This window comes from Paenibacillus illinoisensis NBRC 15959 (assembly GCF_004000925.1).
Classification (GTDB): domain Bacteria; phylum Bacillota; class Bacilli; order Paenibacillales; family Paenibacillaceae; genus Paenibacillus; species Paenibacillus illinoisensis.
This window is the reverse complement of the sequence record NZ_BIME01000003.1, coordinates 238,377-260,432: the sequence shown is the minus strand read 5'-3', so window position 1 is coordinate 260,432 and position 22,056 is coordinate 238,377. Positions and strand designations below refer to the sequence as shown.

Genomic DNA, 22,056 nt, shown 5'->3' with positions numbered 1-22,056 from the left:
TGGAACATGTAAGCGCGTAACAAAGAGAGGGGATTACATCCATGACGTTACAGATCGGCATCATTGGAACAGGCTGGTTCAGCAAAGTACATGCAGATATTTTGGCACGAATGGAAGGCGTCCGTGTGGCAAGTGTGCTCGGGACCACCTTGGAGAAAGCTGAGGCGATGGCTTCCGTGTATGACGCAGCTGGCTACAGCGAGCTTGAACACATGCTGGATGGGGAGAAGCTGGATGCAGTTTACATCTGCGTTCCGCCAATGTCACATGGTACGATTGAATCGGAACTGATTCGTCGCGGCATCCCTTTCCTTGTAGAGAAACCATTAAGCACAGGGATGGATATTCCGCGCAACATTTTAGATCAGGTAAGGGATACAGGTTTGCTTACTTCGGTAGGTTATCACTTTCGCTATCAGGAAGCCGCCCAGGTGCTTCGGGAGGCAATGAAGGATCAGACGATCGGCATGGCACTTGGACGCTGGATGGGTGGTATGCCAGGCGTTGCCTGGTGGCGCCGTCAGGAAGGATCCGGAGGACAGTTTATCGAGCAGACAACACATATTGTGGATCTGCTCCGATACTGTGCAGGAGAAGTTACTGAGGTATATGCTGCAGCAGCCCAGCGTGTGATGCATGAGAAGCACGATCATGTTACCGTGGCAGATGTAGCGAATGTTACGCTTAAGCTGGAGAGCGGTGCCATTGCGAGCATTGCCAATACATGCCTGCTGCCGGATGGAGAAGGCGGTGCCGGACTTCAGTTCTACACGGAAGCCGGAGTATGGGACTGGACACCGGACCGTCTGTTGCTGCCGAGTGCTGCTGCTCACGCAATGGCAGGTCAGGAGATTCCGCCAGGACATAACCCGTATGAACGGGAGAACGAGGCGTTCATTCATGCTCTTCGGACGGGTGACCGTACGCGGATTCTGTCTGATTACGCGGATGCCTGCCGTACACAGGAGATTACAACAGCAGCGCTGGCATCTGCCGATTCCGGTCTGCCGGTGCAGCTGAAGCCTATTAAGAACCTTTCACATTAAAAATTATTTAATAGTTAAATAGCAGTTCAAGAAAAAAGCCTGAATGGGAAGCTGATCTGGAGAAGATCAGCACCTATTCAGGCTTTTGGTGTTTTAGATTAGAGGGATCTGCATTGCTATCGTTTCAGCCAGTCGGAGGACCAGCCATAAATTTGGTTGATCACCGGCTCAATAGCCTTGCCTTTGGGAGTCAGCTCGTATTCAACCCGTGGCGGAATTTCAGGATACATATGGCGGGTTACGATGCCTTCCATCTCCATTTCCTTCAAACGCTCGGATAACAGACGGCCGCTAATGGCCATTTCTGCTTCCAGCTCTGTGAAGCGCTTGGGTCCGGAGAGCAGCTGATACATGATCAGCAGAACCCACTTCTTACCAATAATGTCCATGGCCTGTGTGATCAAACAGGGACTTGGTGATTTTGCTTTTCTCAGCTTCAACGTGTTCACCTCACTTCGCATAACAATGTTGGAATAGTCTAATTATCTTGTATATAAAAAAAAGTGCCTGGCTTACCGCCACTCTGACGAAAAATAAGAAGCATTCATTCATAAAGGTTACGGCAAAAATCCATGCAACAACCCTTTTGTATGTATTATACACTATTTATCAAAAAATTACTTGAATAAATAATCTTATTATTATATACTCACTTCATAAAAGTAAGCCAGTATCCAATAATACCTAATAGATAGTTATGGAGCACTTTATTCGTTCACATGTTGGCTTGAAAACCGAGTCGTCGCAAGACGGCTTTGACATAGATTTAGCATCTTGCAGATTTGAAGTGAATGTGGCATGTGCAGCAGGCAAGATGCTCCAGCTTTTCTTTTAATCAACCCTTTAGATCAGTTACAGGAGGAACATACATAATGAGAGTTATTGGATATATTTTTCTGGTCGTGCTTGCAGGTGTATTTGTGATGACAGGACTGAACAAAGTGATGGGTGCAGAGATGATGGTGCAGACCTTCGAGAGCTTCTCGTATCCGAAATGGACGATGTACTTGCTGGGCGCGGTAGAACTGCTAAGTGCAGTGGGTTTATTGATCCCGCGTACCCGCATGGTAGCAGCAGGTGTGCTGACATTTATTCTGATTGGTGCACTTGGAAGTCATCTGATCTACGGACAATACGGGGCTACTGCTCTTCCAGCGATCCTGCTCGTTGCCAATATTGTTGTTCTGGCGATCGGTATGCGCAAGCTGGAGGAAGAAGAGATCCTGGAAGTCATTCAGGCGTAACCTTATTAGAGCAACGTTAGATTGAATAACCAGAGAGTCAAAGAGGGCGGCTGTGATAACAGTTGCCCTCTTTTACGATGCCTTTATTTAATTCATTTTTCTTTAGGATAAAAAAAAGAAGAACCCACACATATACAGGGTTCTCTTGCAGTAGGACTTCCTCATCGGGAAGATCTCCTGATTATAAATAATAAAATGAAATCGTATTATAGCAATTTCTTTAATTGGGAGACGCGTCCTTGGCTGATGCCAAGCTTTTCCGCAATCTGCTGCTGAGCCAAACCAGGATTCTGTTCAACAATTTCTTTCATCTGTTGCAGCATGCGTGCCGTCTTGGGCCGCAGGTCAGGGTATTCAGTGCTGGCAGGTACAGTTCCTTCATCCCAAGTGGGGGAAGAGACTTTAGCGGAATCGGAAGCAGGACGCTCCACGGCTGCAGGAGCCTGTTTGTTCTGAGGAACGAACCATTCGGGAGAGTCATCCGGGTGTTTTAATTGAACAGCACACGTCCGGCAGATGAATTGCTCTTTGAAATACATTTCCGTATCCATATCACCGCAAAACACACACAACGTTGATTTGTACTTTCTCAAAATCAACTCTTTCCCTTCAATGAAAAACTCAAGCGGATCGCCGATATGGATTTCCATCGTATCCCGCATTTCCTTGGGAAGGACAATTCGTCCAAGGCGGTCCAGAGATCTCTTCATTCCGGTTCTTTTCATCGCATCTCCCCCGCAATATTCGCTTATAAAACATGTCCTTATTGTAAGGAAGAAAGGGCTTTAATACAACAATAATATTTCAAATAATAGGGACAATTCTATCTATTATGGGAAAATAAGTTTAGAAAGAATGGGAGCTACCGCCAGAGTGAACAATGCAGCGAGTACCATGGAGATACTGGAGATGGTTCCTGTCAGGGAACTGAGCTCAAAAGCTTTGGAAGTCCCTGTGCCGTGGGCACCCGTTCCGAGCAGGGTTCCGCGGGCAATTTCTCCATCAATGCGGAGCATTTTAACGATAGAAGGACCCATAATCGCACCAAGCAAACCGGTCATGATGACAAAAACAGCAGTAACAGCGGGGATACCCCCAATGGTAGCCGAGACATTCATGGCAATCGGAGTTGTAATGGAACGCGGAATCAGGCTGTGAATCAGCCCGGAGTCCAGCTGAAGCCATTTGGCCAGCAGGGCTGACGAGAGTACGGCCACCACTGATCCGGTCATGACACTGAAGACAATCTCGGATATATGCTTTTTGAGCACATGGAAAAAGGTATACAACGGTACAGCAAAAGCTACCGTAGCCGGTTGCAGCAGAAGACTAAGCCATTTGCCACCGCTGCTGTAATCTGCATAATCCGTCCCTGTCGCAAGCAGCACGCCAACGACAAGCAGGGGCGTGATCAGCAGTGGAGACAGATAAACCTTGGGCAATTGGCGATACATGCGTTTGGTGACCCAATAAATACCGACAGTTAACAACAAGCAGAGAAATCCAATCATCCGGTGTGACGCTCCTTTCGTTTGGCGATTCGTGTGGCAACCAGGCCGGTGCAGACCATAACCAGAAATGTACTCAGCAGGACGATGAACAGAATCTGCAGTCCGTCATGTTCAAGCATGGGCATGTAGTTCATGATGCCAACGGCTGAAGGAATGAAGAACAGCAGCAGTTCTCCGAGCAGCCATGCGGCTCCGACTTCGATCCAGCGCAGCTTCACAACCCGTGTCTGAAGCAAAATAAACAGCACAACCATGCCGAGTATCGAACCTGGCACAGGCAAATGGAGAGCACGGGCCAACTGGTCCATGAGCAGTGAAAAGACCATGAGGAGAGCAACCTGCAATATACCAAGTCCCCATTTTTTCACTTCAATTCCTCCTTATATCATCAACGTGATTGATTTGATTTTTTGTGAAAATGAATGGAAACACACTTTCTTGTTACAAATTTTACATCGCATTCTTTCATGAGTAAAATGCATATTAAGAATGTTTTCTATTCCATTTATCTATGAGAGGCTGGAATCAGACGATGGATATCCGCCATCTGCAATATTTTCTGGAAGTCGCCAGGCAGCAGAGCTTTACCAAGGCAGCAGAGGTGTTATATATCACACAGCCAACCATCAGCAAAACCGTGAAAAGTCTGGAGGATGAGCTGGGGGTTACCCTGCTGGATCGGTACGGCAAGAGAGTTGAATTGACCGATGCAGGGCATGTTTTCTTCCGGCAGGCACTGGAAATTGAAAAATCGTTTCGCAGCTTGTCGTCCGAGCTCGACGATCTGATGAACCTGAAGAAAGGACATCTGCGTATCGGACTGCCGCCCATGGTGGGCTCGAGCTTTTTCCCCATGATCATCGGTGAATTTCATAAGGCCTATCCGCAAGTGAGCATTCAACTGTTTGAGGATGGTGCGAAAAAGGTAGAGGCCGATGTCATCAGTGGTGCACTGGATATTGGTGTGGCTGTGCTGCCGACGGTGGATGAGCTGCTCGATCATTTTGTGTTCGTGGAAGAAAAGCTGAATCTGCTCGTTCATCCTTCGCATCCACTGGCGGGCAAAGAATCGGTTGCCCTACGTGAACTGGAGCATGATGCCTTTGTGCTGTTCAGGGAGGATTTTGCCCTGCATGATCGGATCATTGCGGCCTGTCAGCATGTAGGATTCCAGCCGAGGGTTGTCTATGAGAGCTCCCAGTGGGATTTGCTCAGTGCAATGGTTGCGGCCAATCTGGGGGTGGCATTACTTCCCGAAACCATCTGCCGTGAAGTGGATCATATGCGTGTACGTATTATGCCGGTTGTGGAACCCGTGATCCCTTGGCAGCTCGGCATGATCTGGCGTAAGGACCGATATCTGTCTTTTGCCACAAGGGAATGGATCGGTTTCACCAAGGCGATGTTGAGCGAAGAAAGGAAATAGAAATTACTTCATATCGTTGATACAATGAGAGCAGAATAATGATGGAGGTGGAGAAACATGAAATTGCGGGTATCCGCTGTACAGTACCAATTGCAAACCATCAGCTCCTTTGAGCAGTTTGCTGCTCAAGCCGAGCATTACATACGGACAGCCGACGAATTCGGAACTGAATTTGTGCTGTTCCCTGAATTTTTTACAACTCAGCTCATGTCCATAGGTGACGGTAAGGGCAACGCGCTGACCATTGAGGATCTGCCCGATTTCACGGAGCAGTATGAACAGCTGTTCACATCCCTGGCGGCGAAGTACAACATGCATCTGATCGGGGGAACTCATGTCATCCGTCGTGAAGGGAAATTGTATAATACCGCCCACATGTTCTATCCGGATGGCCGTATTGCACGCCAGGCCAAGATCCATATTACACCGACCGAAGTACAGGAATGGAACATGGCACCGGGTGATGGCCTTGAAGTTTTCGACACGGATAAAGGCAGAATTGCGATGCTGACCTGTTACGATATTGAGTTCCCGGAAATTGTGCGTATGGCAAAAGCCAAAGGAGCTGACGTCATCTTCTGTCCTTCCTGCACGGATGATCGGCATGGATTCTACCGGGTGCGCTATACGAGTCATGCCCGCGCGGTAGAGAACCAGATTTATGTTGTACTGACCGGAACAGTGGGCAATCTGCCGACAGTGGACTTCATGCGTGCCAACTACGGACAGGCTGCCATCATTACGCCGAATGATGTCCCATTCCCGCCGCGCGGCATTCTGGCCGAAGGTGAGATTAACGATGATATGATCGTAACAGCAGATCTGGATCTGGATTTGCTCTATGAAGTACGAGAGCGCGGATCGGTAACGACCTGGCGTGACCGCCGCACCGATCTATATACAGACTGGGAGTAGTCGGAGGCTTGAACTACCCGTATTGTCTGTTGGAAGGAGGAGATGATCAGCATGTATCAAAAAGAGATGTTGATTACCGGTCCGGATCGACATGGTAAGCCCGTAAAAGCTATCGTTCGTACGTATCAGGAGGCTGACTTCGATGAACTGATTCGCATCCAGGCCGAGAGCTTTCCTCCGCCTTATCCGGAAGAGCTGCTCTGGAACCATGAGCAGCTTGCCAGTCACGTAGCCAACTACCCGGATGGGGCCATCTGCATTGAGGTAGATGGTGAGCTAGCGGGATCGATGACCTCGCTGCGCATGCAATGGGACCCTTCACATCCGGCAAGCCACACGTGGGTTGAAGTGACCGATGATGGGTATATTCGCAATCATCAGCCGGATGGCAACACGCTCTACATCGTTGATCTCTGCGTACGTCCGAAATTTCGCAAGTGGGGACTGGCACAGCTCATGATGCAGGCCATGTATCATCTGGTCATTGCACAAGGGCTCGACCGGCTGCTCGGTGCTGGGAGAATGCCCGGATACCATCTGGTGGCAGATGAAATGACGGCTGAATCGTATCTGGAGCAGGTGATATCTGGTGAGAAACGCGATCCGGTGATCTCGTTCCTGCTGCGCTGCGGACGTATGCCAGTGGGCGTGGCGACGGATTATCTGGATGATGAGGAGTCCTGCAACTATGCAGCCCTTATGGAATGGCGTAATCCGTTCAAGACATAATGCACATTTATTATTGGAGGTAGATGAATCCATGGAATTTAAACGAATTACTTCAATAAATGATCCTTTGTTTGCCCAAATGCACAAGCTGATGCAGGAGATTTTCCCGCCTGAGGAAGTGCTGGACTTCCCGCTGTGGCAGGAACCGCTGGAAGACCCCGACATTCGCGTATTTGTGGCTGTGCATGAAGGGACCGTCGTGGGAGCGACAGAATATCGCTACTATGAGGACTGGAATGTGGCCATGACAGATTTTACGATTATCGGCCGCGAAGGGTTGGGCATCGGCAGTTTCCTTGCCAACCATCGCAAGCGTGACCTGCAGCAGCTTGCCGCAGCAAACGGCAAGGAACTGTTCGGCATGTTCGCCGAGATCTATAATCCGTATCTTAGCCAGGATCATGAATTTGGCGGCATCAAGCCCATGGATCCGTATGTACGGCGCGAGGTGCTGTCCCATCTCGGATATCAACGACTGGACTTCTCATATGTTCATCCTTCCTGGCAAGGGGACGGAGAAGCAGTGGGGGGACTTGACCTTTGCTTCATGCCGGGCAATGAGGAGCAGGGAGAGCTGCCAGCCAGCCTAGTGGCCGATTTCCTGAATCGCTATTATGCTGTCCTGCCGAATAAACCGCAGGAATGGCTTGCCATGGTAGATCAGCTGAAAGCTCGCACTTCGGTGCCGCTGCTGCCTTTGTAATTACGAGATTGAATATACAGCATGACACAGCCACGATTGGCTGGAAATGCATAAAGCCCATGAAGCAGGATTCCAATCCTGTTTCATGGGCTTTTTTAATAGATTGAATGAATGCTTCGGGGGCTACTTCTCTGTATTCCGGTCAGGCAGCTGTATTAAATAACTATTGGACAAATGCATAAGATCCAAAGCACGCTCATACTCGTCCTTGGTAATGTAACCTGAGGAAGACGATGAGCCGTCATCCGTTGAGGCCGTTGCCGGAACAACGCTCCCTTCCGATGACTCAGGTTTCGGTTCCGAACGGTTCTCCACCTTCTTGATGTCCTGCCTTCCGGCATCCGCAAGCGAGTAATGGGTTCCGTCACCATAACCGGTTTCCGGAATGAATAATGAGGCATCATTAAGCACTGAACCGGTAGGCAGATAATAGCGTTCCGGCAGCAGATTGCCTGACTCCCGCAGCAGATCCTGCCCGAAGTGCAGTTGATCCTGGAGAGATGCCCCTGTGAGTCCGGCTATCGTTGGCAGAATGTCCACCTGTCCGCCGATCTGACCCAGCTGCTCTGCAGGCGTAACACCGGGAGCAGTAATGATGAGTGGAATGTTAATCATGTCGGCAGATGTATACTCCCTGCCGTAGATTTCCTTCATTAACTCTTTGTCGTCCTTGTCCAGCGAATAGATGGGCAGGCCGAGGTGGTCTCCGTATACCACCAGCAGGCTGTTTTCCCATAGTCCGCGTTGTTTTAAACCATCGATGAATTGTCCCACCGCCTGATCCGCATAATGCTGGGATACCAGATAATCGCCAGGCAGGGTGTCCGTGTACCGCTCCGGCAGCGTCAGGCTAACCTTTCTCTCTGGCAAATGGTACGGGTGATGCGCAGACATGGAGATGATCTGTGCATAGAATGGCGAGCCTTCTGCCTGCATTTCTTCCAATTTATCGAGCGTTTTGGAATACAGCACCTCATCCGATGCCGAGAAGGCAATAGAATCTTCGGTGCCAAAATAATCTATATCGTAATAGTGATCAAAACCAAGCGCTTTATACAGCTGATCGCGATTCCAGAAACGGACATCGTTTGAATGGAATGTAGCGGTCTGATACCCGTTTGACGACAATAGTTTGGGGAGACTTGGCAGGGCTTTATCGGCATAGACCGTAGATGCAGCTCCGTTTGGCGGTGTATAGAATGATGTATTGACAACAAACTCGGCATCCGATGTATTCCCTTGACCTACCTGCTGATAGAAGTTCGGGAAATACAGGCTTTCCTGTGCAAGCTGGTTGAGATGTGGTGTGACTTCCTGGCCATCCACCTTCAGACCAATGAGGAAATTCTGGAACGATTCCAGCTGGAGGACAATCACATTCCGGCCCTTGGCTGCTCCCGAATCCACAATGGCATCGAGCTCTGTCGTTTGTTTGATCTGATCGATGCGATCCTGATCAATCTCATCAAGCGGAACGGGCTTGTCAGGCCGATCCGCCAGAATGGTATAAGCCTCGTATCCGAGGATCCCCATTTGTTCCGCTTGCGTAATTTCGCTCATGCTTGCCCGGTTAGGGTATATATTCAGCATGCAGATTACTAGGGAAATCATCAGAATAACGGAGGCAACTCTGCGTCTGCTTCTGCGGTCCAGAGGTATCTTTCCCGGACGTTCGGTAACGCCGAGCTTGATCCGGCGCCGGATCAATATGCCGCCAATAATCAGAATATCCGCAAAAATAAACAAGTAATATGGGTCGAGCAGGGAGAACATGCTGCTCTTCACCGACGTCACCTGATTCACCTGTGCGAGCGCATGATAATTGACGATGACCCCATAATATTTGTAATACATAATGGCAGCGAAAAAAATGCCTGACAGCACCAGGTTCAGTGCAAGATAGGCCCACATCCGTCTTTTGGCGGCGAACCACTCAATCAGACAAAAGCAGATCCAGATCAACGGCAGCTCCGTAAGCAATGGCTTCCAGACGGGGATATCATCGAAAATGACCATCCAGGCCAGGGAGCTTTTGATAATCATGATCACGGTAAACAATATAAACGGTCCGCTTAGAAACCGGGTGAGTGAACTGCGTGACAACATAACCGCCTTCCCTTCCGAAGTTTCATTTAACAAGTATTATGATACCTCATGGTATGTCGTGTCAAAAGTATGAAATAGAAAAAGCCCCTCCCATTCGGGAAGAGGCCTTTGTGATCTGCTGCTAAGAAAAACTCGATGGGCGCTTGAGTCTATCAGGTTCCCATTATTCTATTGTATATGTCGTGACATAAGAGGCTCTTGGAAACATGGCTGGTTTCTGTGCGGTCAGCCCTTCACTTGTACTGCGATTGCGGTGGGCATGATTATAGGCCTGAGACTGCTGCCAGCTTTTGAAGTGATCCTCTGACTCCCACAGGGTAAGTACAACATACGTATCATCTTTCAGGGGACGAAGCACCCGGATACCGACAAAACCTGGCTCGTCCTCCACTTTGCGTGCACGGTTTTTGAACCGATCCTCGAAGTCACCGCGGCCGTCTTCCGTCACCGGGATATTATTCAAAACCGCAAAGCTGCCGCCTGTCCAGGAGCCTGCGGCATCAAATGCCTCATATGCGGCTACGCTATCATCCGACTCAATATGAAGCAGACGTTCAGACGTTTCGATGGCAAGACGAACCTGCTCTTCGCTCCGCAGGGTCAGATGCGGATATGCAGCGAGCACGTCCGGAATCGGGGAAGGAACCAAATAAATATACATGGAAGCTGCCTCCTTAAATGTACGTTCCTCTTCAACATAGCATATGGGGAGGGACGAGTCCAATCTGCAGAATGGCTGGTTTGGCCAGGTCTTTTCATGATAAAGTAGAAGGACTAAAACAGAACGGGTGATCGTATGACAAATACCATTCGAATATCAGTCAGGCCTTTGGTTGAATATGTATATCGTAGCGGCAGTATTCGTCCCGGATTCCGTTCCAATGCATCCATGCAGGAAGGAACCCGAATTCATCAGCGGGTGCAGAAGGATTATACGGAGGATGATCTGAAAGAAGTTGTGCTTGAAGCTGAAATCCGGCATGGAGACCTGGTTTATGTCGTTGAAGGAAGATGTGATGGTCTGATTCGTCTGGAGGGTCAGCTCACTGTGGATGAGATCAAATCAACAGCCGGCAACCTGGATGATCTGGGCGACGGACTTCCGGTCCACTGGGCGCAGGCTATCATGTATGCATATATGTATGCCGTTCAGCATGATGAGCCAAGAATGCAAGTGCAGCTTACCTATGTGCAGACCGTGAATAGTCAGGAGAGAAGATATCGGCGCATGCTCGAACGTGAGGAGCTTGAGCAATTTGCTGCTGAGGTCATTGCTGGATATGCTCCTTATGCCGAGATGATTGCTGCATATGAAGAGAAGCGCGATGTCACTGTTAAAGAACTACCGTTTCCCTTTCGCAAATATCGGGAAGGGCAGCGCAAGCTGGCAGGCGCAGTATATCAGACCATCCGTGAAGGCAAGGGACTGATGGCCAAGGCACCAACCGGAATTGGGAAAACAATGTCCGTCTTATTTCCCGCAGTGAAGGCGATTGGTGAAGGCGAAGCCAGTCGATTGTTCTACCTTACGGCAAGAACGACGACTCGTGTTGCGGCAGAAGAGGCTTTTGCCAGAATGCAAGCTGAGGGGCTGAACATGCATGTGATCAGCCTGACTGCCAAGGATAAGATTTGCTTCAAGGAAGAAGAAGCTTGTGATACCGGACAGTGCGGCATGTGCGAAGGGTATTATGATCGCATTAATGGGGCAGTGCTGGATATGCTGGAGCATGAAACATTGATGACACGCCCAGTCATTGAACAGTACGCGCGCAAGCACCGGGTGTGTCCGTTCGAATTTTCGCTGGATGCGGCATACGCTGCCGATGCAGTCATCTGTGACTATAACTACATTTTCGACCCGCGTATTTCCCTCAAACGCATGCTGGAGGAGCAGAAACGCAAGACGGTGCTGCTGGTCGATGAGGCGCATAATCTGGTTGATCGCGGACGAATGATGTTCTCCGCTGAGCTGGAGAAGGCTGTTTTTCTGGATGTCAAAAGGGAGTTTAAGACGCTGGGCAGCAGTGTCGCTGCCGCGAAGGCCATTACAGACCATGCGGGAGCCATCGATAAGTATCTGATTACCCTGCGTAAAAACGGAGGAGAAGAGGGCAAGCTGCTGCAGCAGGAAGCGCCGGAGGAACTGATTGAATTGCTGGAGCCCTTTGTCATGGTTGCGGAGCAGAATCTTGTGGAAGGCGGTTCGGGAAATGCCGAGACGGATCAACTGCTGCTGGATGCCTACTTCACAGCCCAGAACTTCCTGCGTATCGCCAAGCTGTATGATGAACGATTCGTCACGTATGCCGAATGTGTGCGAAGCGAAGTGAGAGTGAAGCTGTTCTGTCTTGATCCATCCGTCCTGCTCCGTCAGACAGCGAAGGGGTTCCGTTCCATCATTCATTTCTCGGCAACCTTGTCACCACTGGGTTATTACCGGGACATGCTTGGTGCAGAGGAAGAGGACTACACGTTGCGTATCCCTTCACCCTTTCAGCGGGAACAATTGGATGTAAGGCTGCTTCCCTTGTCCATTCGCTACAAGGACCGGCAGCGTTCCAGGCAGCCGATTGCGAGCATGCTGCATCAGCTCGTATCCGAGTGGCCGCGGAGCAACCTGCTTGTCTTTTTCCCTTCGTATCCGTATATGCGTGAAGTCTATGAGACCTACATGCAGCTTCCTGGTGAGGCCGATACGGTCATGCAGGAACAAGGCATGAATGAGCTGGAAAGGGAGGCATTTCTGAATGCATTCCAGCCGCATCCGGAACGAACCAGGCTCGTATTCGCCGTGATGGGCGGCGTATTTTCAGAAGGGGTGGATCTGCCGGGAGATCGTCTCAATGGGGTCGTTGTGGTGGGTGCAGGGCTTCCCCAGATTGGACTGGAGAACAACGTGCTTCGTGACTATTTCGACCGCTCAGGACGTAACGGCTTCAATTATGCTTATGTTTTTCCAGGGATGAACAAGGTGCTGCAGGCAGGCGGCAGGCTGATTCGGACGGAAGAGGATACGGGCGTACTCGTATTGGTGGATGATCGGTTCACCCAGGAGCCGTATCGTTCCCTTCTGCCCGAGGAATGGCTGGACTACAAGCGCATCTCCCCTTCAACCGGAAACTTCTCTGCGGGTGATTGAAGCATAGGTCAAAAAGGGTATTACTTGGATAGCAAACGAACGAACAAGGGCGAATACATATCCGTTCCAACGTCCGCTTCGAAAGCAATCAAGGAGGTCGGTTTTTAATGAAAAGAAATCATACGATGATGCAGTTTTTTGAATGGCATTTGGCTGCAGACGGTAAGCATTGGAAACGACTGGCCCAAATGGCTCCGGAGCTGAAAGCCAAAGGCATTGATTCGGTATGGGTGCCCCCTGTGACCAAAGCCATTACCCCGGAGGATACCGGATATGGTGTTTATGATCTGTACGATCTCGGGGAGTTCGACCAGAAGGGCAGTGTGCGGACAAAGTACGGTACCAAACAGGAATTGGTGGATGCCATTGCAGAGTGTCAAAAAAACGGTGTTGCCGTCTATGTCGACCTGGTGATGAACCACAAGGCAGGTGCCGACGAGAAGGAAGTGTTCAAAGTCATTGAAGTGGACCCGAATGACCGGACGAAGGAAATATCCAAACCGTTCGAGATTGAAGGCTGGACCAAATTTACGTTTCCGGGCCGTGGCGACCAATACTCTTCTTTCAAGTGGACATCCGAGCATTTTAATGGTACAGACTTTGATGCTAAGACAGAACGCAGCGGCATATTCCGCATTGCAGGAGAGAACAAGAACTGGAGTGAAAATGTCGATGACGAGTTCGGCAACTATGATTATCTGATGTTCGCCAATATCGACTACAATCACCCGGAGGTCCGCAAGGAGATGCTTCAATGGGGAAAATGGCTGATCGATACGCTGCAATGCAGTGGTTTCCGCCTGGATGCGATCAAGCATATCAACCATGAATTCATCAAGGAATTTGCAGCAGAGATGATCCGCAAGCGCGGGCAAGACTTCTACATTGTAGGGGAGTTCTGGAATTCCAATCTTGATGCCTGCCGTCAATTCCTGGATACGGTGGATTATCAGATCGACCTGTTCGATGTGTCCCTTCACTACAAGCTGCATGAGGCATCACTGGCAGGCAGAGACTTCGACCTGTCCAAAATTTTCGATGATACGCTCGTTCAGACACATCCAACGCATGCCGTAACGTTTGTCGATAATCATGATTCCCAGCCGCATGAAGCACTGGAATCATGGATTGGCGACTGGTTTAAACCCAGCGCGTATGCATTGACCCTGCTGCGCCGTGATGGGTATCCGGTCGTCTTTTACGGGGATTATTATGGTATTGGCGGTCCCGAACCGGTGGAGGGTAAAAAGGAGATTCTGGATATCCTGCTGTCTGCCCGTTATAACAAGGCTTATGGCGAGCAGGAGGATTATTTCGATCATCCCAATACCATTGGATGGGTACGCCGCGGCGTGGAAGAAATCGAGGGCTCCGGTTGCGCGGTGGTGGTCTCCAACGGGGATGATGGCGAGAAACGAATGTTTGTCGGCGAACATCGCGCCGGTGAAGTATGGACGGATCTGACAAACAGCTGCGAGGATAGCATCACCATTGAGAAGGACGGCTGGGCTACGTTCCATGTGTGTGGCGGAGGTTTATCCGTATGGGCTTTGCCTGATGAAGAGAGTGCGACAGCGTAAGCTTGAATATAAATATAGACAACTAAACCACCTGAAATGGCGATGGAATGCCTGCAGGTGGTTTTTTTTCTGGGTTCAGATTTTATTATTGTGCTAACGAAGGCAACCTCTATTCGGCTCCATTTGGGAACATGAATGAAGGCCACCTCATCTTCTGGTAAAACGATGCTTCAGCTCCTGAAACTACTCGGAGCATTCCATACTTAGCTTACTTCTCATCCAGCTCAAACGATTCCAGTGTGCCGACCATGCGCAGGTCATGCTCGCGGTTGAACCGTTCCCGGTTACTCGCATCTGCATATTCGTCATGATAATGCATTAAAACGGTCTTTTGCCTTACTTCCGCAGGCAGCTGTTCCAGTTCCTTCAGCGAGGTATGGGATTTGATCACTAGATCATGCATGTGGCATTCATGGAAAATCAGCTGCACATCTGCGGCAGCTCGTTCTACCCGTTCCTGATCCAGCGTGCTATCTGCACTGTAGTAGAAGTAGGGCTTCGCAACAATACCATTGCTGACCATGCCCGGAACGTGCTGTGTACGGAATGTCTCAAATGTCACACCGCCCAGTTCGAATGTGCCTCCATCCGGCAGTGGAACGATATCATAATAATCGCTCATTGTACGCTCGCCATCGGTGGTGTAGCGCATGCCTGGAGATAAGATGCTCCATAGCGGCTCAACCAGTTGTTCGTGGATAAACAGGCGCGGTTTGCGGTCACCTACAATTTGCGAATAGTATCCGAGCATCTGTACACCGTTAATGTGGTCTTCATGCAAATGTGTGATAAATACATTATGGATATCAGTCATGGGGAACCCAACCTCTTTGAGCGCTTTTGCATTCGATTCCGGAAAATCAATGACCAGATGTGTGCCTCCAAATTCGGCGAGCATGCTGTTGTGATACTGCTCTACGCTGAACATGTCCCCTGTGCCCAGAAATGTAATTTTCAACGATTTCATCTCCTTGTATGATCTTCAGATCAGCATATAGTTCATTAAAACCAGTATATCCTGTTCGGGGGTATATGCCTAAACCAACCTTTTTTGAATACGCTATCATTTTTTATTGAACTTTGGGAGGAAACAGTGTAGCGTAAAGATGGGAAGTGTACCCATATGAACGTAAACTCACCCAAAGGGAGCGTGCGAAGCGAATGAAGTCTTTTTTGGATGAACAATTTTTGCTGCACAATGAGACAGCCGTCAAGTTATATGAGGATTACACCAAGGACATGCCGATAATTGACTATCACTGCCATCTCAGTCCACAGGAGATCTACGAGAACAAGACGTTTGGCAATATTACGGAAGCCTGGTTGTACGGGGATCACTACAAGTGGCGGTTAATGCGGGCAAACGGTATCGAAGAGCATTACATCACTGGCGGTGAGGGCGTGACCGATTACGATCGTTTCCTGGCTTATGCCAAAACGGTACCCATGATGATCGGCAACCCGTTATATGCCTGGTCCCACCTGGAGCTGCAGCGGTACTTCGGGGTATATGAAGTATTGAATGAGAGCAGTGCTCCAGGAATCTGGGAAAAAGTAAATGCCAAGCTGAACAGTGAAGGGTTTGGCGCACGTGACCTGATCACGAAATCCAATGTCACAGTTGTGTGCACAACCGATGATCCTTGTGATTCTCTGGAATACCATCTGAAGATTCAGGAAATCGAAGGCTTTGATACAGCGGTGCTGCCTTCTTTCCGTCCGGATAAAGGGCTTGAACTGAACCGGGATACCTTCATCGAATGGGTGGGCAAGCTGTCTCAGGCTTCGGGTACAGCAATCTCTGATTATGATTCATTCCTCTCTGCACTGGAATCCCGGGTGGAGTTTTTCCATTCCGTAGGTGGCAGAGTTTCCGACCATGCACTGGACTATGTGCCATATGGCAAGGCAACACGGGAAGAAGCGGCAGCCATTTTTGCCAAAGCACTCGCAGGTCATCACGTGAGCCGTGAGGAAGAGGATAAATACAAGACCGTTACACTGACATTCCTGGGCAAGCTATATGCGGAGCGGGGCTGGGTAATGCAGTTCCATATGAATGCAGCCCGTAACAATAACAGCAGGATGTTCGCTCAGCTTGGACCGGATACCGGATATGACGCGGTGAATGATACGCCGCTTTCTTCTGCGATGATCGGTCTGCTGGACGCACTGGAGCAGGAGAAGGCACTGCCCAAAACCATTCTATATTCCTTGAATCCACGGGATAATGAAGTGCTGGCTGCGATTGTCGGCAGCTTCCAGGGCGGCGGTATCCCGGGCAAAATTCAGCTTGGCGCAGCATGGTGGTTCAACGATACCAAGGACGGCATGCTCGCCCAGATGAGAGCACTGGCCAACGTCGGTTTGCTGAGCCGCTTTGTGGGAATGCTGACGGACTCTCGCAGCTTCCTCTCCTATACACGACACGAATATTTCCGCCGTCTGGTCTGCAATCTGATCGGGGAATGGGTGGAACAAGGGGAGGCGCCACATGATATGGAATTGCTCGGACAGATGGTTCAAGGCATTGCCTACAACAATGCCAAGGAGTACTTCCCATTTTCGGCTTCCCTCAAAAAAGTATCTGCTTCGCAGTCCTGATTAACATTGAACTTTTCAAAACCGTGGCGATCTGCCGCGGTTTTTTTGTGGTGTCATTTACCTATTTGACTTCCACTGCTGACGAAAATATAATTAGGATACCTAATTAATTGATATACTATTTAATAGTAATCCTATGTTAATTGAGAATTCATTGAGAATGTAAAAAGGAGGAACCCTATATGACAGGTCTGGATCCAGTGGCCCAGAAGCTGCTGTATTCCATCATGCAGTTTAATAAAGGCAAATGGAGACAGCATAAGCCCCACGGGCGCAACCATAATGAAATTATGGTATTGGCCTGTTTGCTCCACGGTTCACATCCGGGAGAACGTCTGGATTGGAGAGATAATCCCCCCGATTTTCACAGCGAATTGAATGAAGATCATCCAGGACTGAAAGTATCGGAGATCAGTGCATTGCTGCGAGTAAAATCACCGACGATTACCCCAGTCATCCGTGGACTTGAGGATGAGGGACTGGTCAAGCGAACCATGGACCCTGATGATCGCCGTGCCGTGCGTATTACGATTACGGAAGCAGGCCGTGATATTATTCGGGCTGCTCATGACGAGCGCATGCAGATATTCAACAGATTGGTTGAGCATCTGGGAGAGGAAGACAGTACCCAGTTAGCCGAGCTGCTGACGAAAGTATATAGCTTTTTTGACTCGCTCGCTTCTCAGCAAAAGGAGCATTCAACCGAAGGAGATGATACGCCATGATGAAACTGTTTCGCATGCTCAAGCCTTATCAAATCCCCATTATCTTCATTTTGGGTCTGGTACTGCTGCAATCACTCGCCGAGCTGTACCTGCCAACCTTGATGGCCGATATCGTCAATGATGGTATCGTCAAGGGTGATGTTCCGTACATCTGGCAAATTGGCGGTTGGATGCTGGTTATTGCCATTGGGGGCACAGCGTGTTCCGTATTGGCCAGTTACCTGTCCTCCCGTACAGCAGGCGGATTCGCCAAGCAGCTGCGCAGCCGGGTTTTCCGCCACGTGGAGAATTTCTCGCTGCAGGAATTTGATAAGCTGGGCACCGCATCACTAATCACCCGTACGACGAATGACATTACACAGGTTCAGAACGTATTAACGATGATGCTGCGCATGATGATCATGGCTCCGATGATGTGTATCGGTGGTATTTTCATGGCGGTATCCCAGGACGCCAAGTTGTCCACGATCTTCCTGGTCGTGCTGCCTGTGCTGGCGGGTGCCATTGCATTGATTGGGGTCAAGGGCCTGCCGCTATTCAAACAAATCCAAAAAAAGCTGGACCGACTGAACTTGGTTCTGCGTGAGCAATTGACAGGTATTCGTGTTGTTCGTTCTTTCAACCGCGGAGAACATGAACGCGTTCGTTTTAACGGAGCAAATACGGATCTGAGAGATGCTTCGATCAAAGTTAACGTTCTGATGGCGACATTGATGCCTGTTATGATGCTTGTCATGAACTTCTCCATGATCGCCATTCTATACTTCGGAGGACAGCGCATAGACAGTGGAAACATGGACATTGGTTCCCTGATTGCGTTTATCCAGTATGCGATGCAGATCATGTTCTCGCTGATTATGGTTTCCATTATTTTTGTCATGATTCCAAGAGCTTCTGCATCCGCAGAACGGATCAACGAAGTGCTGGATATGCAGCCTGACCTTAGTGATCCAGAGCAGCCTCGTGGCATGAAATCCCTGCAGGGCACCATTGAATTCGACAATGTTACCTTCCGTTATCCGGGAGCAGAGAATGCGGCACTGTCGGGTATTTCGTTTACAGCCCGTCCCGGGGAAACCACAGCCATTATTGGTGGTACGGGATCAGGAAAATCCACGCTGCTCAGCCTTATTCCCCGTTTCTATGATGTCACGGAAGGCAGCGTGCGGGTTAACGGTACGGATGTACGAGAGATTAGTCAGGAAGATTTACGTGCGAAAATTGGCTTTGTGCCACAAAAGGCAGTTCTCTTCACGGGAACGATTGCGGAGAATATCCGACACGGGAAAGAAGATGCCACGATGGAGGAAATCGTTCATGCTGCCCGGACTGCTCAGGCCGAGAACTTCATCTCCGAGATGAAGGACGGGTATGACAGCCTTATTGCTCAAGGTGGTAACAACGTTTCTGGTGGACAGAAACAGCGTTTGTCCATTGCACGCGCACTTGTTCGCCGCCCGGAAGTGTATATTTTCGACGACAGCTTCTCCGCTCTGGACTTCAAAACAGATGCCAAACTTCGTGCAGCGCTGAAATCCGAAACGACTGAAGCGGCGGTGCTGATTGTTGCACAGCGAGTAAGTACAGTAATGGATGCAGATCGCATTCTGGTTATGGATGAAGGACGCATTGTTGGTTCCGGTACCCATAAGGAACTGCTCGCGAATAATGAAGTGTACCGCGAGATTGTATCATCCCAGCTGACAGAGGAGGAGATCGCATGAGTGAACGTACCGAACATAAAAGCAGAGCACCACGTTCCGGCGGGCCAGGTCACCCTGGTGGCGGTATGGGCATGCGTCCTCCGGGTGAGAAGCCGAAGGACTTTAAAGGTACGCTGCGGCGGCTGATCAAGTATCTCCAGCCACACCGTTATCGTCTGCTCGGTGTATTGGTAGCTGCAATCCTCAGTACCGTGTTCAGCATTATCAGTCCGAAGGTTATGGCTGAAGGAACCGATATACTGAGCCAAGGCGCCATTGCCATTCTGCAGGGCATACAGGGCGCGGGTATTGATTTTCCTGCATTAATGAAAGTGTTGTACCTGCTCTTGGGATTGTACCTGTTCAGTGCAGCATTTATGTATATTCAGCAATACCTGATGGCTGGTGTTGCCCAGCGAGTGGTTTATGACATGCGTGAGCAGATCAGCGCCAAAGTGGGCCGGCTGCCACTGAAATACTTTGACTCCCGTACCCACGGGGAGACGCTCAGCCGGGCGACCAATGATGTGGATAACATCAGTAATACGCTTCAGCAGAGTTTGGCACAGTTTATTACTTCTGTCGTAACCATTGTCGGCGTAATTATCATGATGCTGACGATTAGTCCATGGATGACACTGATCACCATTTTGACGCTGCCACTCAGTGTAATCGTTGTGATGTTGGTGGCATCCCGTTCACAAAAGCATTTTGCGGGACAGCAGAAATCACTGGGTGAGCTGAACGGACATGTCGAGGAAATGTACACCGGACACAAGGTCGTAAAAGCATTTGGACGCGAAGAACAATCGGTACAGCAATTCGAGAAAGTCAATGAAGAGCTGTATGAATCGGGCTGGAAGGCTCAATTTATCTCAGGGATCATTATGCCGCTTATGAGTTTTGTTGGTAACCTGGGTTACGTTCTGATCTGTGTGGTCGGCGGGATCTTTGTTACACGCGGCGCCATCTCGATCGGGGATATTCTGGCGTTTACGCAGTACTCTCGTCAGTTCACACAACCGATTAACCAGATTGCAAATATCTCCAATATCATTCAGTCCACCATCGCTTCGGCAGAGCGGGTGTTCGAGCTGCTGGATGAAGAGGAAGAGGTACCAGAGTCCAACCAGCCAGTACAATTACAGCAGCCCCTAGGAGCGGTTGCGTTTCAAGGTGTTAATTTTGGATATAAACCGGATGAACTGCTTATCAAAAATATGAATATTGATGTAAAACCGGGTCAGACCGTAGCCATTGTAGGGCCAACGGGAGCCGGTAAGACGACACTGATCAATCTGTTGATGCGTTTCTACGAAATCCAGGATGGAAAAATCACGATTGACGGTGTCGATATCCGGGACATGGAACGCGGCAAGCTGCGTAGTCTGTTCGGAATGGTGCTTCAGGATACATGGCTGTTTAACGGAACCATTCGCGACAACATCGCGTATGGTCGTGAGGGTGCAACCGAAGCAGAAGTGGTTAAGGCGGCAGATGCAGCCCATGCCGATCACTTTATCCGTACGCTGCCGGATGGCTATGATACCGTGCTGAACGAAGAAGCCTCTAATATCTCTCAGGGACAGAAACAGCTGTTGACGATTGCAAGAGCCATCTTGGCGAATCCGTCCATTCTTATTCTGGATGAAGCAACGAGCAGCGTGGATACCCGGACCGAGGTGTTTATTCAGAAAGCAATGAATGATCTGATGAAGGATCGTACCAGCTTTGTCATTGCTCACCGCTTGTCGACGATTCGTGGCGCGGATCTCATCCTTGTCATGGATCACGGTAATGTCATCGAACAGGGCAATCATGAGGAATTGATGGCACAGCAAGGATTCTATGCGGATCTGTACAACAGCCAGTTTGCAGAGCAGCAGCCGCAGGCGATCTAAATGAAACGATGCATATAAAGATATAAAATAAGCCGGGGCTCCTATCAGGGGAGTCCCGGCTTATTTGTTGTGCAGTATCCGTTGTACAGTATCCTTTTGCCGCAAATTTGAAAATAAATTACTTGTCTTTGGATTCCACCACAGCTGTACGATCTGCGTCATCACGGGAATCGACCTTCTCTTCGGGCTTTGCGTCCGTGTTCGCTTCTTGAAGAGCTGACGGGGCGGGTTCGCCCGGAATCTGCTCACGCTGTTCAAGCATGCGTTTCACGACCTCATAACAGTCATCGACATGTTTGTTACCCACATAACGCATGGCTGTGAAGCTGAGAGCCGCGGCTAGACCTTGGCCTGCAAGTGGAACGAACTTGGCCACGGATTTGGTGGCTACGCGTATTCCGACCCGTTTCAGTACCTGAACGACAAGCTCCTTCGTTACCATGCGTCCGATGACTTTGCTTCCGATGGACATGACGAATCCGTAAATCATGGATTTGGTTTCAGGGTCCATGCCGTCGAGCTGTTTTTGCGATAATCCGAATTTATTGTTAATGGCAGGCAATAGCTGCATCAGCATCCCCACATCAGCCAGTACGTCTGTACCAGGTAAAGGGACAAGTGTAGTACCAGCAGAAGCGGTTGCTCTCTTGCGGACCATCGTGCGGCATTCCTTACGGACTTGCTCCAATTGTTCCAACGTTGCCGGAATCATAGGAAATCC

At 49.6% G+C, this 22,056-nt stretch carries 20 protein-coding genes; 12 read left to right on the top strand and 8 right to left on the bottom strand.

The window, feature by feature from the left end; genetic code table 11:
- The first annotated feature begins 41 nt into the window (after nucleotides 1-41).
- Entirely contained in the window at nucleotides 42-1,046 is a 1,005-nt protein-coding gene (locus PIL01S_RS09820) for a Gfo/Idh/MocA family protein (protein WP_127537389.1), read from the top strand.
- Between the two features lie 116 nt (nucleotides 1,047-1,162).
- Here the strand turns inward: PIL01S_RS09820 and PIL01S_RS09815 are convergent, their stop codons facing one another.
- Nucleotides 1,163-1,435, bottom strand: a complete 273-nt coding sequence (locus PIL01S_RS09815; protein ID WP_236146850.1) for a winged helix-turn-helix transcriptional regulator — start codon at nucleotides 1,433-1,435, stop codon at nucleotides 1,163-1,165.
- A gap of 483 nt (nucleotides 1,436-1,918) precedes the next feature.
- On the opposite strand from PIL01S_RS09815, the gene PIL01S_RS09810 reads away from it, so the two are divergent.
- Nucleotides 1,919-2,290, top strand: coding sequence for a DoxX family protein (locus PIL01S_RS09810; protein WP_164764204.1), 372 nt, complete (start codon nucleotides 1,919-1,921; stop codon nucleotides 2,288-2,290).
- 206 nt (nucleotides 2,291-2,496) lie between these two features.
- On the opposite strand, the gene PIL01S_RS09805 is transcribed toward PIL01S_RS09810, so the two are convergent.
- The 3 genes from PIL01S_RS09805 to PIL01S_RS09795 all read right to left on the bottom strand — a co-directional run bounded on the left by PIL01S_RS09805 (nucleotide 2,497) and on the right by PIL01S_RS09795 (nucleotide 4,169).
- Nucleotides 2,497-3,015, bottom strand: coding sequence for an AbrB/MazE/SpoVT family DNA-binding domain-containing protein (locus PIL01S_RS09805; protein ID WP_127537386.1), 519 nt, complete (start codon nucleotides 3,013-3,015; stop codon nucleotides 2,497-2,499).
- 105 nt (nucleotides 3,016-3,120) lie between these two features.
- Nucleotides 3,121-3,801: a CidB/LrgB family autolysis modulator gene (locus PIL01S_RS09800; RefSeq protein WP_127537385.1), complete on the bottom strand. Its 681-nt coding sequence runs from the start codon at nucleotides 3,799-3,801 to the stop codon at nucleotides 3,121-3,123.
- Nucleotides 3,798-4,169 (bottom strand): CidA/LrgA family protein, encoded by a 372-nt coding sequence (locus PIL01S_RS09795; RefSeq protein WP_095290946.1) that lies wholly within the window; start codon nucleotides 4,167-4,169, stop codon nucleotides 3,798-3,800. The genes PIL01S_RS09800 and PIL01S_RS09795 overlap by 4 nt, the downstream gene beginning before the upstream one ends.
- Before the next feature lie 164 nt (nucleotides 4,170-4,333).
- Between PIL01S_RS09795 and cidR the strand changes: the two genes are divergently transcribed.
- From cidR to PIL01S_RS09775, 4 genes are read left to right on the top strand one after another with little or no spacing between them, the layout of a single operon-like run.
- Complete coding sequence (gene cidR, locus PIL01S_RS09790; RefSeq protein WP_127537384.1) at nucleotides 4,334-5,227, top strand: cidABC operon transcriptional activator CidR; 894 nt, start codon at nucleotides 4,334-4,336, stop codon at nucleotides 5,225-5,227.
- Between the two features lie 57 nt (nucleotides 5,228-5,284).
- On the top strand, nucleotides 5,285-6,142 hold the full coding sequence (locus PIL01S_RS09785; protein ID WP_127537383.1) for a carbon-nitrogen hydrolase family protein: 858 nt from the start codon (nucleotides 5,285-5,287) through the stop codon (nucleotides 6,140-6,142).
- Between the two features lie 51 nt (nucleotides 6,143-6,193).
- Nucleotides 6,194-6,871, top strand: coding sequence for a GNAT family N-acetyltransferase (locus PIL01S_RS09780; RefSeq protein ID WP_127537382.1), 678 nt, complete (start codon nucleotides 6,194-6,196; stop codon nucleotides 6,869-6,871).
- Nucleotides 6,872-6,902: 31 nt separating this feature from the next.
- The gene (locus PIL01S_RS09775) at nucleotides 6,903-7,574 is read left to right on the top strand and encodes a GNAT family protein (protein ID WP_127537381.1); all 672 of its coding nucleotides are present in this window, start codon (nucleotides 6,903-6,905) and stop codon (nucleotides 7,572-7,574) included.
- Nucleotides 7,575-7,697: 123 nt separating this feature from the next.
- Here PIL01S_RS09775 and PIL01S_RS09770 read toward each other — a convergent pair whose 3' ends face one another.
- Nucleotides 7,698-9,680: an LTA synthase family protein gene (locus tag PIL01S_RS09770; protein WP_371859953.1), complete on the bottom strand. Its 1,983-nt coding sequence runs from the start codon at nucleotides 9,678-9,680 to the stop codon at nucleotides 7,698-7,700.
- Nucleotides 9,681-9,843: 163 nt separating this feature from the next.
- Entirely contained in the window at nucleotides 9,844-10,341 is a 498-nt protein-coding gene (locus PIL01S_RS30025; protein ID WP_127537380.1) for an antibiotic biosynthesis monooxygenase family protein, read from the bottom strand.
- A 135-nt stretch (nucleotides 10,342-10,476) separates the two neighbouring features.
- Between PIL01S_RS30025 and PIL01S_RS09760 the strand changes: the two genes are divergently transcribed.
- Complete coding sequence (locus tag PIL01S_RS09760) at nucleotides 10,477-12,822, top strand: helicase C-terminal domain-containing protein (RefSeq protein ID WP_127537379.1); 2,346 nt, start codon at nucleotides 10,477-10,479, stop codon at nucleotides 12,820-12,822.
- Between the two features lie 107 nt (nucleotides 12,823-12,929).
- Complete coding sequence (locus PIL01S_RS09755; RefSeq protein ID WP_127537378.1) at nucleotides 12,930-14,402, top strand: alpha-amylase; 1,473 nt, start codon at nucleotides 12,930-12,932, stop codon at nucleotides 14,400-14,402.
- Nucleotides 14,403-14,610: 208 nt separating this feature from the next.
- Here PIL01S_RS09755 and PIL01S_RS09750 read toward each other — a convergent pair whose 3' ends face one another.
- Nucleotides 14,611-15,360 (bottom strand): MBL fold metallo-hydrolase, encoded by a 750-nt coding sequence (locus PIL01S_RS09750; protein ID WP_127537377.1) that lies wholly within the window; start codon nucleotides 15,358-15,360, stop codon nucleotides 14,611-14,613.
- A gap of 203 nt (nucleotides 15,361-15,563) precedes the next feature.
- Here PIL01S_RS09750 and uxaC point away from each other — a divergent pair, with 203 nt between their 5' ends.
- The 4 genes from uxaC to PIL01S_RS09730 all read left to right on the top strand — a co-directional run bounded on the left by uxaC (nucleotide 15,564) and on the right by PIL01S_RS09730 (nucleotide 21,335).
- Nucleotides 15,564-17,006 carry a glucuronate isomerase gene (gene uxaC, locus PIL01S_RS09745; RefSeq protein ID WP_127537376.1) on the top strand — a complete coding sequence of 481 codons (1,443 nt, stop codon included), beginning with the start codon at nucleotides 15,564-15,566 and terminating at the stop codon, nucleotides 17,004-17,006.
- A gap of 182 nt (nucleotides 17,007-17,188) precedes the next feature.
- Entirely contained in the window at nucleotides 17,189-17,731 is a 543-nt protein-coding gene (locus tag PIL01S_RS09740; protein ID WP_127537375.1) for a MarR family winged helix-turn-helix transcriptional regulator, read from the top strand.
- On the top strand, nucleotides 17,728-19,455 hold the full coding sequence (locus tag PIL01S_RS09735; RefSeq protein WP_127537374.1) for an ABC transporter ATP-binding protein: 1,728 nt from the start codon (nucleotides 17,728-17,730) through the stop codon (nucleotides 19,453-19,455). Before PIL01S_RS09740 ends, PIL01S_RS09735 begins: the two co-directional genes overlap by 4 nt.
- The gene (locus tag PIL01S_RS09730; protein WP_127537373.1) at nucleotides 19,452-21,335 is read left to right on the top strand and encodes an ABC transporter ATP-binding protein; all 1,884 of its coding nucleotides are present in this window, start codon (nucleotides 19,452-19,454) and stop codon (nucleotides 21,333-21,335) included. Before PIL01S_RS09735 ends, PIL01S_RS09730 begins: the two co-directional genes overlap by 4 nt.
- Nucleotides 21,336-21,453: 118 nt before the next feature.
- Here PIL01S_RS09730 and PIL01S_RS09725 read toward each other — a convergent pair whose 3' ends face one another.
- Nucleotides 21,454-22,047: a hypothetical protein gene (locus tag PIL01S_RS09725; protein WP_127537372.1), complete on the bottom strand. Its 594-nt coding sequence runs from the start codon at nucleotides 22,045-22,047 to the stop codon at nucleotides 21,454-21,456.
- Nucleotides 22,048-22,056 lie beyond the last annotated feature (9 nt).

Excerpts from the sequence above, each read along its gene's own strand:
- PIL01S_RS09740 (WP_127537375.1), top strand. The coding sequence starts at position 17,189 with ATGACAGGTCTGGATCCAGTGGCCCAGAAGCTGCTGTATTCCATCATG.
- PIL01S_RS09815 (WP_236146850.1), bottom strand. The coding sequence starts at position 1,435 with ATGGACATTATTGGTAAGAAGTGGGTTCTGCTGATCATGTATCAGCTG.
- PIL01S_RS09780 (WP_127537382.1), top strand. The coding sequence starts at position 6,194 with ATGTATCAAAAAGAGATGTTGATTACCGGTCCGGATCGACATGGTAAG.
- PIL01S_RS09785 (WP_127537383.1), top strand. The coding sequence starts at position 5,285 with ATGAAATTGCGGGTATCCGCTGTACAGTACCAATTGCAAACCATCAGC.
- PIL01S_RS09805 (WP_127537386.1), bottom strand. The coding sequence starts at position 3,015 with ATGAAAAGAACCGGAATGAAGAGATCTCTGGACCGCCTTGGACGAATT.
- PIL01S_RS09770 (WP_371859953.1), bottom strand. The coding sequence starts at position 9,680 with ATGTTGTCACGCAGTTCACTCACCCGGTTTCTAAGCGGACCGTTTATA.
- PIL01S_RS09775 (WP_127537381.1), top strand. The coding sequence starts at position 6,903 with ATGGAATTTAAACGAATTACTTCAATAAATGATCCTTTGTTTGCCCAA.
- PIL01S_RS30025 (WP_127537380.1), bottom strand. The coding sequence starts at position 10,341 with ATGTATATTTATTTGGTTCCTTCCCCGATTCCGGACGTGCTCGCTGCA.
- uxaC (WP_127537376.1), top strand. The coding sequence starts at position 15,564 with ATGAAGTCTTTTTTGGATGAACAATTTTTGCTGCACAATGAGACAGCC.
- PIL01S_RS09800 (WP_127537385.1), bottom strand. The coding sequence starts at position 3,801 with ATGATTGGATTTCTCTGCTTGTTGTTAACTGTCGGTATTTATTGGGTC.
- PIL01S_RS09755 (WP_127537378.1), top strand. The coding sequence starts at position 12,930 with ATGAAAAGAAATCATACGATGATGCAGTTTTTTGAATGGCATTTGGCT.
- PIL01S_RS09725 (WP_127537372.1), bottom strand. The coding sequence starts at position 22,047 with ATGATTCCGGCAACGTTGGAACAATTGGAGCAAGTCCGTAAGGAATGC.
- PIL01S_RS09820 (WP_127537389.1), top strand. The coding sequence starts at position 42 with ATGACGTTACAGATCGGCATCATTGGAACAGGCTGGTTCAGCAAAGTA.
- PIL01S_RS09810 (WP_164764204.1), top strand. The coding sequence starts at position 1,919 with ATGAGAGTTATTGGATATATTTTTCTGGTCGTGCTTGCAGGTGTATTT.
- PIL01S_RS09730 (WP_127537373.1), top strand. The coding sequence starts at position 19,452 with ATGAGTGAACGTACCGAACATAAAAGCAGAGCACCACGTTCCGGCGGG.
- PIL01S_RS09735 (WP_127537374.1), top strand. The coding sequence starts at position 17,728 with ATGATGAAACTGTTTCGCATGCTCAAGCCTTATCAAATCCCCATTATC.
- PIL01S_RS09760 (WP_127537379.1), top strand. The coding sequence starts at position 10,477 with ATGACAAATACCATTCGAATATCAGTCAGGCCTTTGGTTGAATATGTA.
- cidR (WP_127537384.1), top strand. The coding sequence starts at position 4,334 with ATGGATATCCGCCATCTGCAATATTTTCTGGAAGTCGCCAGGCAGCAG.